The 14,544-nt window shown below is 55.8% G+C and carries 14 protein-coding genes; 5 read left to right on the forward strand and 9 right to left on the reverse strand.

Annotation, left to right across the window (positions count from 1 at the left end; genetic code table 11):
- The first annotated feature begins 149 nt into the window (after positions 1 to 149).
- Entirely contained in the window at positions 150 to 1,394 is a 1,245-nt protein-coding gene (gene agp / locus G544_RS0118595) for a bifunctional glucose-1-phosphatase/inositol phosphatase (RefSeq protein ID WP_027275974.1), read from the forward strand.
- An 88-nt stretch (positions 1,395 to 1,482) separates the two neighbouring features.
- On the opposite strand, the gene yajL is transcribed toward agp, so the two are convergent.
- Positions 1,483 to 2,070: a protein deglycase YajL gene (yajL, locus tag G544_RS0118600; protein ID WP_027275975.1), complete on the reverse strand. Its 588-nt coding sequence runs from the start codon at positions 2,068 to 2,070 to the stop codon at positions 1,483 to 1,485.
- 130 nt (positions 2,071 to 2,200) lie between these two features.
- On the opposite strand from yajL, the gene G544_RS0118605 reads away from it, so the two are divergent.
- Positions 2,201 to 2,692 (forward strand): YajQ family cyclic di-GMP-binding protein, encoded by a 492-nt coding sequence (locus tag G544_RS0118605; RefSeq protein ID WP_027275976.1) that lies wholly within the window; start codon positions 2,201 to 2,203, stop codon positions 2,690 to 2,692.
- Between the two features lie 54 nt (positions 2,693 to 2,746).
- On the opposite strand, the gene G544_RS21065 is transcribed toward G544_RS0118605, so the two are convergent.
- Positions 2,747 to 3,067 (reverse strand): hypothetical protein, encoded by a 321-nt coding sequence (locus G544_RS21065; protein WP_036024595.1) that lies wholly within the window; start codon positions 3,065 to 3,067, stop codon positions 2,747 to 2,749.
- Positions 3,068 to 3,072: 5 nt separating this feature from the next.
- On the reverse strand, positions 3,073 to 3,540 hold the full coding sequence (locus G544_RS21070; RefSeq protein ID WP_036024597.1) for a hypothetical protein: 468 nt from the start codon (positions 3,538 to 3,540) through the stop codon (positions 3,073 to 3,075).
- Positions 3,541 to 4,143: 603 nt separating this feature from the next.
- Here G544_RS21070 and G544_RS0118615 point away from each other — a divergent pair.
- The 3 genes from G544_RS0118615 to G544_RS0118625 are packed head-to-tail and all read left to right on the forward strand — an operon-like array spanning position 4,144 to position 7,135.
- On the forward strand, positions 4,144 to 4,563 hold the full coding sequence (locus G544_RS0118615; RefSeq protein WP_027275977.1) for a tripartite tricarboxylate transporter TctB family protein: 420 nt from the start codon (positions 4,144 to 4,146) through the stop codon (positions 4,561 to 4,563).
- Between the two features lie 12 nt (positions 4,564 to 4,575).
- Positions 4,576 to 6,096, forward strand: coding sequence for a tripartite tricarboxylate transporter permease (locus G544_RS0118620; RefSeq protein ID WP_027275978.1), 1,521 nt, complete (start codon positions 4,576 to 4,578; stop codon positions 6,094 to 6,096).
- A gap of 37 nt (positions 6,097 to 6,133) precedes the next feature.
- The gene (locus G544_RS0118625; protein WP_036024600.1) at positions 6,134 to 7,135 is read left to right on the forward strand and encodes a tripartite tricarboxylate transporter substrate binding protein; all 1,002 of its coding nucleotides are present in this window, start codon (positions 6,134 to 6,136) and stop codon (positions 7,133 to 7,135) included.
- A 211-nt stretch (positions 7,136 to 7,346) separates the two neighbouring features.
- Here the strand turns inward: G544_RS0118625 and G544_RS0118630 are convergent, their stop codons facing one another.
- The 6 genes from G544_RS0118630 to araH all read right to left on the reverse strand — a co-directional run bounded on the left by G544_RS0118630 (position 7,347) and on the right by araH (position 14,535).
- On the reverse strand, positions 7,347 to 8,315 hold the full coding sequence (locus tag G544_RS0118630) for an ABC transporter permease (RefSeq protein WP_027275980.1): 969 nt from the start codon (positions 8,313 to 8,315) through the stop codon (positions 7,347 to 7,349).
- Complete coding sequence (locus G544_RS0118635; protein ID WP_027275981.1) at positions 8,312 to 9,292, reverse strand: ABC transporter permease; 981 nt, start codon at positions 9,290 to 9,292, stop codon at positions 8,312 to 8,314. Before G544_RS0118635 ends, G544_RS0118630 begins: the two co-directional genes overlap by 4 nt.
- Positions 9,285 to 10,766 (reverse strand): sugar ABC transporter ATP-binding protein, encoded by a 1,482-nt coding sequence (locus G544_RS0118640; RefSeq protein ID WP_027275982.1) that lies wholly within the window; start codon positions 10,764 to 10,766, stop codon positions 9,285 to 9,287. Before G544_RS0118640 ends, G544_RS0118635 begins: the two co-directional genes overlap by 8 nt.
- Positions 10,767 to 10,882: 116 nt before the next feature.
- Positions 10,883 to 11,815 (reverse strand): autoinducer 2 ABC transporter substrate-binding protein, encoded by a 933-nt coding sequence (locus G544_RS0118645; protein ID WP_373876175.1) that lies wholly within the window; start codon positions 11,813 to 11,815, stop codon positions 10,883 to 10,885.
- Between the two features lie 709 nt (positions 11,816 to 12,524).
- Positions 12,525 to 13,427, reverse strand: coding sequence for an arabinose operon transcriptional regulator AraC (araC, locus tag G544_RS0118655; RefSeq protein ID WP_027275984.1), 903 nt, complete (start codon positions 13,425 to 13,427; stop codon positions 12,525 to 12,527).
- A 103-nt stretch (positions 13,428 to 13,530) separates the two neighbouring features.
- Entirely contained in the window at positions 13,531 to 14,535 is a 1,005-nt protein-coding gene (gene araH / locus G544_RS0118660; RefSeq protein WP_027275985.1) for an L-arabinose ABC transporter permease AraH, read from the reverse strand.
- Positions 14,536 to 14,544: the final 9 nt, after the last annotated feature.

Consider the following 14,544-nt stretch of genomic DNA (forward strand, 5'->3'; position numbering starts at 1 on the left):
ACGGGAAGGCTCGCGCCGTAGCGTCGCATCGTAAGACAAAATGATTAATGCGCGGCCGACGATTTTGCGATCCCTTCGACAGGCGCAGGGCGGCGTTTTTGCCACAATGTGCCGACGTCGTTGTTTACTCACTTTTCGAGGATAAACGTATGAATAAAAAAGTCGTTGCTTCACTGCTGGCCGTGGCCTGTTTTGCTCCCGGCCTGGCGAGTGCGGCAGCCGCACCGGAAGGCTATCAGCTGGAGCAGGTTTTGCTGATGAGCCGCCACAACTTGCGCGCGCCGCTGGCCAATAGCGGCAGCGTGCTGGAGCAGTCTACGGCTCAACAATGGCCGCAGTGGGATGTGCCGGGAGGGCAGTTGACCACCAAAGGCGGCGTGCTTGAAGTGTATATGGGGCACTATATGCGCGAATGGCTGGCGGAGCAGGGGCTGGTGAAAAGCGGCGAGTGCCCGGCGCCGCAAAGCGTGTATGCCTATGCCAACAGCCTGCAACGCACCGTCGCCACTGCGCAGTTCTTTATTACCGGCGCATTCCCCGGCTGTGACGTGCCGGTTCATCACCAGGAACGCATGGGCACGATGGATCCGACCTTTAATCCGGTGATCGTCAACGATTCGGCGGAATTTACCGAGAAGGCCGTTAAGGCGATGGAGCAGCAGCGCGAAAAGTACCGCCTGGCGGACAGCTATAAGATGCTGGAGCAGGTTGTCACGTATCGAAACTCGCCCACCTGCAAAGAAAAACAGCTGTGTGACTTAACCGCGCAGAAAGACAAATTCAGCGCGGACTCCGGCAAAGAGCCGGGCGTGAGCGGGCCGCTGAAGGTGGGCAACGCGCTGGTGGACGCCTTTACCCTACAGTATTACGAGGGGTTCCCGCTTGATAAGGTCGCCTGGGGAAAAATCAAGACCGACGCGCAGTGGCGCACGCTGTCCCAACTGAAGAACGGCTATCAGGATACCCTGTTTACCTCGCCGGACGTGGCGCGCAACGTGGCGTCGCCGCTGATAAAGTACATTCAGAAAGCTCTGGTGGGTGAGGGAGCGGCAAAGGGCCCGAAGGTCACGCTGATGGTGGGGCATGACTCCAACATCGCTTCTCTTTTAAGCGCGCTGCAGTTCAAACCGTATCAGCTACCGGGACAGTACGAGCGCACTCCGATCGGCGGGAAAATCGTGTTCCAGCGCTGGCATGACAAGGCGAATAACCGCGATTTGATGAAAATAGAGTATGTCTATCAGAGCGCCGAGCAGCTGCGCAAAGGCGAATCGCTGACCTTACAGAATCCGCCGAAGCGCGTAACGCTGGCGCTGGAAGGCTGCCCAACGGACGCCAACGGATTCTGCCCGTGGGACAAGTTTGCCGACGTGCTGAATCAGGCAGTGAAATAGAAAGAAATCAGGCCGCGTACCCCAACGACGGGACGCGGCCTGACGTAAAGCTTTAGGCGAGACGCCGTTAGCCGTTCGCCGTTAACGGCTAAAAATAGGCGTAAATGCCCTGCGCTACGATAAGCTGCTCCGCCACCTCGGCGGCCTTCTCGCGGCTGACCAGCAGCTCAACCAGCTTAAGGCCGAAGTCGATGGAGGTGCCGGGCCCTTGGCTAGTGACCAGATTTACCCTGTCGTCAAAGTTAACCCGGCGGTCGATCCACTGCCCTTCAGGAATGTGGGACTTGAAGCTCGGGTAGACCGCCATGTTGCCGACCGGAAACAGGTCGTGGTAGGCCAGCACTAATGCCGGCGCGGCGCAGATGGCGGCGACGATGTTGCCGCTTAGGTGGGTTTGACGAACCTTTTCTACCAGCAGCGGGCTGTCGCGAAAGCACTCCGCGCCCTTCACGCCGCCGGGCAGAATGACGGCGTCAAACGCCTCGTCGGCCACCTCGACCAGCGGGCGGTCGGCTAAAAGCCGAACGCCGCGCGAGCAGACGATCTCCAGACTGCCGTCGCCTTCCACGCTTGCGGTAGTGACCTCAACGCCGCCCCTGACCAGTATGTCGATCGTTGTGACGGCTTCCATTTCTTCGCTGCCGTGGGCCAGGCAGACGAGTGCGCGCGGTGTCATGTTTTGCTCCTTAACGGGACAAGCCCGGTTAGAAAGATATGGCCCGATATTTTGCAGGCGGGGCGATAACGGTTATCATGCACAAATTACCTATGATGAAAAGCGTCACGTGACGAAAAAGGAAGAGAGTATGCCATCTTTTGATATTGTTTCTGAAATCGATATGCCGGAAGTGCGCAACGGCGTTGAGAACGCCACCCGCGATCTGACTAACCGCTGGGACTTTCGCAACGTCCCGGCCAGCTTTGAGCTGAATGAAAAGAATGAAACCATCAAGGTTGCCAGCGAGTCCGAATTCCAGGTGCAGCAGCTGCTGGACATCCTGCGCGACAAGCTGGCCAAGCGCGGCATCGACGGCGCGGCGCTGGACATCCCCGAACAGATGGACCACAGCGGCAAAACCTACAGCGTCGAGGTCAAGCTTAAGCAGGGCATCGAAAGCGAGATGGCCAAAAAGCTGGTCAAGCTGATTAAAGACAGCAAGCTCAAAGTGCAGGCCCAAATTCAGGGCGATCAGGTGCGCGTTACCGGCAAGGCCCGCGATGACCTTCAGGGCGTAATTGCGCTGGTGAGGGGCGCCGAGTTGGGGCAGCCGTTCCAGTTCAACAACTTCCGCGATTAACCTTTCGATCGGGCCCCGCCGTATCGGCGGGGCCGTCTAAGCCTTCCTGCTCCGTCAGTTGTAGTCGTTGCCGTCTATCAGATCGCTATCGCCAATATTGCAAACCAGCCTGTTGGGGAAATTTTGGTCAAGCGTCGCTTCCAGGTTCAGGTATTCGCCGTTTTTCTCCACCTTCTGGCCGGGAAGAATACAGTTGACGGATCGAGATCTAAACAGGCTGCTGCCGCCATCCCGCTCCGGGCGTTCGCGCAGGGCGGACAGCGTAACCTTGAGCGTAAAATCGTCGGCCAATTGCCACTCTTTCAGCGGCGCCATTTCATAGGCGAAGACTTCAATAGAGCGGCTGGAGGTGAAGTAGCCGTAGGCCTTTTCCAAGTGCGTTATCGGCTGGAAATAGGCGACCTCAACTTGAACACTTCCCCCGTGAAAGAGGCGCGATAAAGCGGCAACACGGCGGCGCATTCGGACGCTGACCAGCAGCGATTCCAGTATGACGGATCCGGTGCTTCAGGCGCGTCCCTTTCTAACGTAACTTTTGCCGCGCTGTATTTACCGGCAACCTTCGCCTCAACGGGGGTGTTTGCCGGCATGATAAAGGCAAAATCTAAGGTGGCGTCAGCGCTTGACGTGATGTGATAAACCGCCTCAACCCAGCATCTGCCATAGTCGCAGTCGACGTCCAGCGTCTCTGACTGTACGACCAGCTGCGGCATTGGCTTTTGCCCCTGTGGCAATGTCAGGGGAGAAGAAGGAAGTTCGATATGGTTGATCGCCGCACGCATATTTGCCCATGCGCCCGAGGCGAATGCCAGAATGAAAACGGCCAACGCGGCCTTTGATTTATACATACGAGAGTTCTTTCTTCATTAGTTGCTTCGGATTTTGTCGGTTTGAAGCCATTTTATATCAATTGACTCGCTGTGGCTTTACTCGCGTTCGTTCGTAAATCAATAAGCTTTTTTGCATAAATGTCGGCTTTTACTACAGGGAAATTTATTTTCCTTAGCAATGCTTACTCCTGTTTTCTAGTTAAACAAAAGAACAAAAAAGGATCATAAGATTATTGTCGGCGCTGGCGACGAGTAAGCGGCGATCTCTCTCAAGCAATAACCGTTTCAGCGCACATTTCTCCCCTTCTAAAGATTAAAACTTAGACATGAAGCACAGCTTTTGACAATGCCATGTTGAATTAATGTGAATTAAAAGGTAGTTTTCAGACCATTCTTAGTTGCTCATATGATATTTAATTGAACATATGATGCGTGATGGGATGCAGAGTAATGCACAGATGTACTGTGTGAATGCAATGAAACCATTCTGAGAGAAAGGCGTCGAGCCTGACGCGCCCGGACGTTCTGAACGCAATGTTTTTATAAATAATTTCTACCAATAAAAAGCAAGTTTCACCCTTCCTTTGGGGCGTCTGGTTTTACCTTCTGTGAGGAAATCGTATGAAACAATATTACGTCATACCGACTCTTCTTTCCCTGCTGGCTTTGTTTTGGATGTATATGGGCGTCACCGCCTATGAAGTATGGGATGAGGGGCCCGGAGGCGGATTTATGCCGCTGATTGCTGGCGGGGTTTTGCTGGTTTTCAGCGTCGTCAGCCTGATTAAAGTCGACTTCGTCTCTCTACATCATTCTCTATACGCTCTGATGCCCGTGGCGATCGTTGCGGCGCTGATTGGCGCTATTCCTATTGTCGGCACGTTTCCCGCGCTGTTTATCATGCTGCTGCTTTGGTTAGCGCTGCTTGCCGGCTATTCGTGGCGCTTCTCGTTTGTGGTGTCGGCGGGCGTGCTGGTGGTCGTTTGGCTGATCTTCAGGCTGTGGTTGAGCGTGCCGTTTCCCACCGGCCTGTTTTACTAAAGGAGGCACGGCATGTCGGACATTTTTTCCTCTCTTGGCATGGGCTTTGGCGTAGCGCTTCAGCCGTATAACATCATGATGGCCGCCGTCGGCGCGATGATGGGGCTTATCGTAGGCGCAATGCCGGGCATCGGCTCGCTGGCGGGCGTAGCGCTGCTGCTGCCGTTGACGTTCAAGCTTGACCCCAGCGCGGGCATTATCATGCTGGCGGCGCTTTACTACGCCAACATGTACGGCGGATCGTTCAGCGCCATTCTGTTGAACATCCCAGGCGATTCTCCCGCCGTGATGACCGCCATCGACGGCTATAAGCTGACGCAGAAAGGCCGGGCGGGAAAGGCGCTGCTGACTGCGATTATCGCCTCTTTTACCGGCGGCACCGTCGGCATCGTTATCCTGACGTTCCTTGGCCCCGGCCTGGCCGACGTCGGCCTGAGGTTCGGCCCCGCCGAAATGACCATGATTATTCTGATGGCGTTAACCTCTATCGGCTGGGTGCTGGGCGACAATCCGGTCAAGGGGCTGGTGACGACCGGCTTAGGCCTGCTGTTAGCCACCGTGGGCGTAGATCTGTCGACGGGGGCGTCGCGCTATTCCTTTGGCGTACCGGAGCTGATGAGCGGCGTCAGCTTTATTCCGCTGGTGATCGGCATGTTCGGCTTTTCCCAGGTGATGCTGCTGATGCGCGACATGAGGCGCGGCGAAGCCGACGAAGCGCCAAAGGAAGAGGGCGTTGTTCAACAAAAGCTGACGATAAAAAACAGCCTGCTGGATAAAAGCGAAGTCAAGGAGGTGGTGCCCACCGCCGTGAAAACCGGGCTGTTCGGCACCTTTATCGGCGTGCTGCCCGGCGCGGGCGCGACGATGGCGGCATTTCTTTCCTATATCGTTGAGAAAAAAACCAACGGTCGCCGCGGCGCGGAAATGGGGCGCGGCGCGCTGGTGGGCGTCGCCGCCCCAGAGGCGGGCAATAACGCGGCTGCGGCGGGGGCGTTTGCACCGCTGCTGTCGCTAGGCATTCCCGGCTCCGGCACTACGGCGGTGCTGCTGGGCGGGCTGATGATGTGGGGGCTGCGCCCCGGCCCGCTGCTGTTCAGCGAAAGCCCTGAGTTTGCCTGGGGGCTGATAGCGTCGATGTACGTAGGGAACATCATATGTGTCTTTATCGCCATTCTGATTATCCCGTTTCTGATGAATATATTGCGCGTTCCCCGCCGCCTGATCGTCGCTATTATCACCGTAGTTTGCGTGGTGGGCTCCTACAGCGTCGGTAACAGCCTGTTTGACGTAGGGTTGATGTTGGCGGCGGGCGTGGTTGGCTACTATCTGGCGCTGTACAACTATCCGATTGCGCCGCTGCTGCTGGCCTTTGTACTGGCGCCGATTCTGGAAAAATCGTTTACCGCATCGTTTGAAATCTCGGGCGGCAGCCCGGCGATTTTCATTCAAAGCCCGATAGCGGCGACCTTTCTGGCGATCACGGTGCTGATTTGCCTGATCCCGATACTGAAAAAAGCAATTATTCGACGGTAACAATACGGCTTACCCGTACACCCTATGGAGTGTGATTATGAAAAATGACGTAATGAAAAAAACGTGGCTCTCTTCCTCCCGCATGGCGCTGGCTTCGGCGCTGGCATTAACGGCCTGCCTGTCCTTCCCCGCCTCGGCGTGGGAGCCGACGGCGGACGTCGAGTTTATCGTTCCCTCCGCGCCCGGCGGCGGCAGCGATCTAAACGCCAGAACGATAGCCGACATCGCCAGGCAGGAAAACCTGATCTCCAAGAACATTATGGTGGTCAACAAGCCCGGTGGTTCCGGCGCGGTCTCTTTTTCCTATATGAATAAGAAAAAGGGCGACGACAATACGCTGATGGTGCTGCACAGCGGCCAAGATCTCGGCTCTTACGTGCTGGACTGGGACGTGAAGGGGAAAGACCTCAGCTACATCGGCATCGTCGCGTTTGACGACATGGTGCTGTGCGCCGTGGCGGGCTCGGAATATACCGATATCAAACAGCTGATAGAAAAAAGCAAAACCCAGCGCATCACCTATGGCGGCTCGCAAAAGGGCAACGGCGATCACCTGTCGTTTCTGATGATGAATAAGAACACCGGCTCGGACTTCAAGTACGTGATGTTCAACAGCGCCGGCGAAGTCACCTCCGCCATGCTGGGCGGGCACGTCAACATCGGCATCTTCAACCCTAGCGAATGCATCGCCCAGGCCAGAGCTGGAAAGTTCGTCCCGCTGGCGACCTTTTCGGACCAGCGCCTGACCGGCGAATTCGCCAACACCCCGACGTTTAAAGAGCTGGGCTACCCTCAGTTGATATTAAGAGAAGCCCGCGCCATCGCCGGCCCTCCGGGCATGTCGGCAGAAGCGGTCGCCTACTACGAGCAGCTGCTGAAGAAAGTGACCGAGACGCCGCAGTGGAAAACCAACTACATCGAGAAAAACTTCCTCACCCCGGTGTTTGTCGACGCCAAAGGCACCAAAGAGTATTTCCTTAGGGAGTCCGAAGGCGCCATGGAGAGGTTTGTTGCGGATGGGTTGATTAAGAAGAAGTAGCGCGGTTTTTCGCAGTTGATTCGAAAGTAAAACGGCGGGCTTTGCCCGCCGCTCACCCAAAGCTAATACAAATGCCCTCCCGGCCGGACACAATGGTGATATAAGCAGAGCGTATTTACGGCCGGAATATCCATAAAAGCCAATTTGGCCGAATCACCATAAAAAAACGGCGGGCCACGCCCGCCGCTCTCTCAATACTCAATCAACCAACTCACTTCGCCTTAGCAAACATCCCCGAAAGATTTACCCCTTTCAGGAAGATAAACGCCAGCAGCAGCCCGCCCCAGAGCGCCATGGTGATATAGCTGCTCACGCCCAGAATGTTCAGGCCGCTTTCCAGCATTTGCAGCAGGATAAGCGCCATCACCATGCCGAACACCTTGCCGAAGCCGCCGTCCGGGTTCACGCCGCCCAGTACTGCCGCCAGGATGGACACCAGCAGATAGGATTCGCCGTAGGACGCCTTGGCGGAGTTGAGCTTGGACATCATCAACAGCCCGGCAATCACGCACAGCACGGAAGAGAGGATATAAACCCAAATCAGCGTCTTGCGCGTGTTGATGCCGGAGTAGTGGCTGGCCTGCTCGTTAGAGCCGATAAGGTAGATAGTGCGGCCAAAGGCGGACTTCTCCAAAATCACCCACATCACGGCGACTACCGCCAAAAACACCAGCAGCGGCGTGGGAATGCCGAAAAGGCTTGAGCTGTTGATGACCAGCACGTAGTCCGGGAAGTTGGAAATCGCCGAGCCTTTGGAGATAAGGATGTTGACGCCGTTGAGCAGCGTCATGATGCCAAGCGTCGCCAGAATCGGCGATACCCGGACGACCGCGATTAAGAAGCCGTTGATAAAGCCGATGACCATCGCCATGGCGAGGCCCGCCAGCAGCATCATGGTCATGCCTATGGCGTCCGGCGCGTAGTGGGTCGCGACCCACGCCATCACCAGCGCACAGGCGTTCATGGTGGCGATAATCGACAGGTTGATGCCGCCGGTCAGCATCGTGACCGCCATGGCCAGCGCCAGCACGCCGAGCACCGGCATCTGGGAGGCGATGGACTGGAAGTTGGCCGCTGACCAAAATACGCCGGGAATAAGGAAGCTGAAGGCGACGACGGTCGCGCCAATCAGCAGGCTTAGGTAAATTTCTACGTTGTCTTTGACTTTTCTGCCGCTCATAGCGCAACTCCCTGACTTTTGCGCTGGCTCCAGGCCGTCATGCTGATGCTGACGACGATGACCAGGCCGGTAACGACGGTATGCCAGTAAGAGGAGATACCGAGCAGGTTAAGGCCGTTTTGCAGCACGGCCAAAAGGATGACCCCCAGCAGGGTGCCAAGCAGCGTGCCGCGCCCGCCGACGATGCTGGTTCCGCCCAGTACGACGGCGGCGAGCACCGTCAGCTCGTAGCCGAGCAGAGAATCGGGCGCGACGGTCAGTACGGTGGCGGACTGAACTACGCCCGCCACGCCGGACATCAGCCCCATATAGCCATAAACGAACAATTGCAGCTTCAGAATGCCAAAGCCCATGCGGGAGGCGGCCTCTTTGTTGCCGCCCATCGCATAGATAGTGCGGCCGATGCTGGTTTTGTTCATGATGATGCCGGTCAGCGCCACTACGGCGATTACCGTCAGGATCTGCAGGCTTAGCCCGTAGTCGTAGCCGTCGGCGGCAGTGAACTTGAACAGCATCACGCCGTGCTCAAACCATTCCGGATAGCTGTACAGCCAAACGCCCTTGGTCAAATACAAAAGCAGGCCGTAGAAAATGTTCAGCGTAGAGATGGTGATGATGATGGACGGTACGTTCAGCCGGTTGACCAGCAGGGCGTTGACCAGCCCCAGCAGCAGGCCAATGCCGCCGCTTAGCGCAAACGCCAGCGCGAAGTTGCCGGTGGTGTTTTGAATTAACGTCACCATCACGTACTGAGAGATGATGGTCATCGCGGGGAACGAAATGTCGATGCCGCCGGAGATCAAAACGATAAACAGCCCGCAGGCCAGGATGGTCAACATCGCGTAGTTGTTGACCAGATCGTAAACGTTGCCCAGCGTCAGAAAGTCCGGGCTTGCAAACGAGAGATAGCCGCCGATGACGAGGATCGTCAGGCCGAGAAACATCTCGTGCTTTTTAATGCCTAATTTGTTAACCATTCACTACCTCTGCCAGCGCGGCTTCCGTGGTTTCTCCCGGTAGGAACTCCGACGTCAGCTCGCCTTTACGCATCACCAGGATCCGGTGGCTGTTAAAGAACGCCTCGTCGATTTCGTCGGTAATCATCAGCACGGCGATGCCGTTTTGCGAAAGCGCCGACACGATTTGGTAAATTCCCGCCTTGTTGGCGATGTCTACCCCAACGGTAGGGGAGTCGAGGATCAGCACCTTGGGCTTAATAGCCAGCCATTTAGCGATAGCGACGCGCTGGGCGTTGCCGCCCGACAGCGTGTTGACCGGAAGGTTTACGCTGCCGATTTTAATCGTCAGCTGTTTAACCAAGCCGTTGACCACCTCGTCGGACTTATTCTTGTCGATAAGCTTCAGCGCGGTTTTCAGGCGCGTCAGGATGGTGGAGATAATGTTGTCGTTGATGGACTGTTCCATCACCAGTCCGGTGCTCATGCGGTCTTCCGACACGTAGCCGATACCGGCGTTGATGGCGTCGCGGTTGCTTGAGAAGCGAACCGGCTTGCCTTCCACCAGAATTTCGCCCGAATCGGGCGTGGTCAGGCCGAACAGGCTCATGCAAAGCTCGGTGCGCCCGGCGCCTAACAGGCCGGTAATGGCGACGATTTCGCCTTTATGCACGCGCAGGGAGACGTTTTGGTATTCGCTGCCGCGGCTTAAGTTTTTCACTTCCAGCGCGACGTCGCCCTGTTCTTTAATCGGCGGCAGGCACTCGTAGGAAAACGCCTGGCCGGTCATCAGGAACGCCAGCTTCTTGTTGTCTATCTCCGAAGCGGGATAGGTGCCGATAAGCTTACCGTCCTTCAGTACGGTAATGCGGTCGGAGATTTCCATCACTTCGTCCAGACGGTGGCTGACGAACACTACGCAGATGTTTCTCTTTTTCAGATCGTGGACGACCTGCAACAGGCCCTTAACTTCCTGCATCGTCAGGGATGCGGTAGGTTCGTCCATGATGATAAGCTTGGCTTCCTGCGCCAGCGCCCGGCAGATGGCGACGATTTGCCGCTGGGCGATAGGCAGAGTTTCGACCGCCGCGTCCAGATCCAGCTGGGCGCCGATGCTTTTCATCGTGAGTTCGGCGACGCGGCGGATTTCGCGATTGTTGACCCAGGCCTTTTGGTGGTACTGATGGATGCCGATATTTTCAGCCACCGTCAGGTTGGGGAACAGGGAGAGATCCTGATAAATAACCTGGACGCCGGCCTTGACGGAGTCAACCGGGGACAGTCGGGAATAGGGGCGGCCGTCGATCTCGATGTTCGCGCCGTCGTCCGGCTGATAGACGCCGGAAATGATTTTTATCAGGGTCGACTTACCGCAGCCGTTCTGGCCGGCCAGACAGTGAACTTCTCCCGGCAGCAGGGTGAGCGCCAGGTTGTCCAGCGCCTTGACGCCGTAGAACGTCTTGCTGATATTCGCCAGTGAAATAAATGGCTTCATGACTACCTCTATGTGAACCAATTAACCCGCCAAGAACCGGTTTGTTTGGGCTCTTGAAACAGCAGAATGGCAAAAGCACCCGGCGCGGGTTAACGCCGGGTGCCTGCGATAAGACCTTAGTAGAGGCTGTCTACGTTGTCTTTGGTTACGCGCAGTACGTTATGGAACTTGATGATGCGCTTGTCCATGTCGACGTCGGCTTTGCCCAGGTTCGGGATTTCCAGATCCTTGGTGATTTCTTCGCCCTTAAGGATCTTGTTAGCCACGGCGGCCAGCGCATAGCCCGCTGTGCCCGGATCGTAGGTTACGCCCATGGTGATGTCGCCGCTCTTGACCAGAGACGCCGCCTGAGACGGGATCATCATGCCGAAGACGAAGACTTTACCGCGTGCGCGCTTCTCTTTCACCGCACGGCCTGCGCCGATCGGGCCTTGAGAACCGAATGCCACGACGCCCTTCATGTCAGGGTGCGCCTTCATCAGGTCCAGCGTGGTGCGACGAGCGTCGTCGATGTTTTCAGCCACCGGCATGCGGCTGGTGACTTCGTACATGTCAGGGTAGTGCGCTTTCTGGTACTTAACGAACAGGTCGGCCCACAGGTTGTGCTGAGGCACGGTCAGGCCGCCAACGTAGATAACGTAGCCGCCTTTACCGCCCATGGCCTTCGCCATTTCTTCCACGTTATCGGCTGCGAACTTTTCGTTATCGATGATTTCAACGTCCCAGTTAGCAGAAGGCTGGCCCGGAGATTCGTTGGTCAGAACGACGATGCCCTGAGCGCGCGCCTTTTTAAATACCGGCTCAAGCACGTCGGCGTCGTTAGGCACGATGCTGATGGCGGAGACTTTCTTGGCGATCAGGTCTTCGATAATCTTAACCTGCTGCGGGGCGTCGGTGCTGGACGGGCCGACCTGATAGGCTTTGATGCCCAGATCTTTACCGGCCTTCTCTACGCCTTCGCCCATGCGGTTAAACCAGGGCATGCCGGCAATCTTAGAGATATTGACGACTTCAATCTCTTTTGCCATGGCTGAGGTGGCACAGACCATTAATCCCAGCACGCTTGCTGACAATAGGTTTTTTAAATTCATTTTACTCATCGCATACCTCTGCTTGGTGGTAAAAACAGGTTGGTTTAAGCGCCTATTCCATTGCCTTTCAGGGATAGGCTCTAAAATAATAACGTATAAAAATGCAGCGCAACGCCGCTTTTCTCTTTTTTAAGACGCGCAATAAAAAGTGGTTAAAAGGTGAAAATCATCCATATTGGACGGGCTTCTCTATGTAATAGTTAGCTACAGAATCTTCACGTGTCGAATGAAAAATCTACCGGCGTTGCTATCGCATCCTTTCTAAAATCCGATTAAACCGCCATTGCGCAAGAGGAATGTAGAGTTTTAAGGGCTAAATCGTTATGTACTTTTTTGTCGTAAATATGGATTCTAGCGCTGCTGTTTCAATTTGAGATATGGATCACAATTTGACGCTATTCCGATTGAAGCGCTACCGTTCCTCTATTTATCGCCCTTTCATTAAGTTTATAAAAAGTAAATACGTGAATAATAGTTTCACCGCTATCTTTTATTTTCTGGTCATCGAAATTAAATATATAGCCTTATATAAAAGCTGAAACGATAAAATAATCGAGATAATGTTGTTTTAGCCCAAAATATAATTAAAAAAAGTAAACCAGACTCTTTTCTATGAACATTTACAGCGGCCGCTTTAAAAAGCAACCGCTGTGGCCTATGGCTCGGTTTAAATGACGGCGTCTCGCTCAGCAGACGAGTACATGGTCAGCTCCAGGTTTCTGCGGCGGAAGTCGCTGGGGCTTACCCCAACGCGCTTGCGAAACACGCGGGAAAAGTAGAGCTGGTCGTCGTAGCCGACGATGCGCCCAACGCTGGCGATGGACTCCTGCGTTGTTTGCAGCAGCAGCTTGGCGCGGATCACGCGCTGGTCTTCCCGCCAGCGCAGCATGTTGACGCCGACCTGCTCGCGAAACAGGTGCGCAAGCCGCGACGGCGACAGGCACACGTGGTTGGCGATGTCTTCGATTCGCACGTCTTCCGACAGGTTGCTGGTCATGTACTGGCAGGCTTCGATGATCCTGGGGTCCATAATTTTCTGCGGCAGCTGCGGGTCTTCTTCAATGCAGCGCAGCAGCAGCCTTTCCAGCAGGTTCATGGCGAGCTCTTCCGACAGGCGGCGGCCCGACTGGTGGGTCTGCTCAATGGAGGTAAACAGCTGTTCGAACTCTTCACGCAGGTCGTCCGTCGGCAGCGTCAGGCGGCCTATGCGGTTAGTCTGGCTGTACCACTCCAGCCAGTCTGCCCAGTAGGCGCGGGGGCGGAAGTAGATCCATCGGTGGTACCAGCACGAGCTGTTCGGCGAGCGGCCATAGTAGTGGGGCTCTTTGGGCTGAAACAGCAGCATGTCGCCGGGGTTGCAGTAGAAGGCGTCTTCTCCGTCAAGCACCTGCCCCTGGCCTTTGGTGGTCAGGTTCAGGATGTAGCCCTTCATGCCGTTAGGACGGTCGATGAAAAAGTCGAGCGGGCCGTCTTTTTCAATCGGCGTAAGCCCCGCAACCAGATAGGCGTTAAAAGCGTAGCCAGGCAGTAGGGGGTTTGGCTGTGAGTCTGAAGCGATTCGTTGATACACGCTTTCCTCCTGAGGCTGACGGTGTAGTTCTGGTATGGTTCCGTGTAGTAAAAATGGGCGCAAAAGCCGATAAGGGATTTTGCGCCATGGTCTAGTGTAACCTTTAGACCTTCTGTTTTGCCAACTGCTTGTAGCGGTCAAAGATAACCGCAGCGAGCAGGATCAGGCCGCGAACCACGTACTGGTAGAACGGCGAGATGTTCAGCAGGTTCATGGCATTTTCGACCGTACCTAAAATCAGCACCCCGGCAATAACGTAGGAGATTTTGCCGATGCCGCCCTTGAGCGAAACGCCGCCCAGCACGCAGGCGGAGATAACGATAAGCTCATAGCCGATGGACGTCATGGGCTGGCCGCTGGTCATGCGGGAGGCCAGAATGATGCCGGCGGCCGCCGAGATAAGGCCGGTCAGAGCGAAGATAATAATCTTAGTGCGAACCACGGGCACGCCCGCCAGTCGAGCCGCTTCCTCGTTGCCGCCTACCGCCAGCGTATTTCGGCCGAAGGTGGTTTTATTTAGCAGGAAGCCGAACAGAATGAAGCAGACCAGCGTTATCCAAATCGGCACCGGAACGCTCAGCCAGCTGGTGTTGCCCAGTTCGAAAAAGCCTTCTTCTTCGATGCCGACCGCTTTACCGTCGGAGATAATATAGGCCAGTCCGCGGGCAATTTGCATAGTGGCGAGGGTCGTTATCAGGGCGTTGATCTTGAGCCGGGCGATAACGAAGCCGTTAAGCAGGCCGAAGGCTAAGCCTAGCAGCAGGCCGGCACCGATGCCGAGGAGAATGCTTTCGGTGTGGTTAATCACCACGGCGGTCGTGACGCCCGCGCAGGCGATGACGGACGCGACCGAGAGGTCGAAGTCGCCGGAGGCCAGGCAGAACAGCATGCCGCAGGCGACCATGCCCGACATGGAAATGGCAAGCCCCAGTCCGCGCATGTTGATCCAGGAGGCGAAGTTGGGCACAAAAATCATACAGGCGATAAACAGGACGGCGAATACCACCAGCATGCCGTAGCTGTCCCAAATGCGGGAGAGGCTGATAGCCGAGGCTGAGCCCTGTTTTTTCACGTTGGTCGATGCGGGCGTAGACGTAGTTGTCGACATGACGAATTC

This window comes from Leminorella grimontii ATCC 33999 = DSM 5078, from assembly GCF_000439085.1.
Taxonomy (GTDB): domain Bacteria; phylum Pseudomonadota; class Gammaproteobacteria; order Enterobacterales; family Enterobacteriaceae; genus Leminorella; species Leminorella grimontii.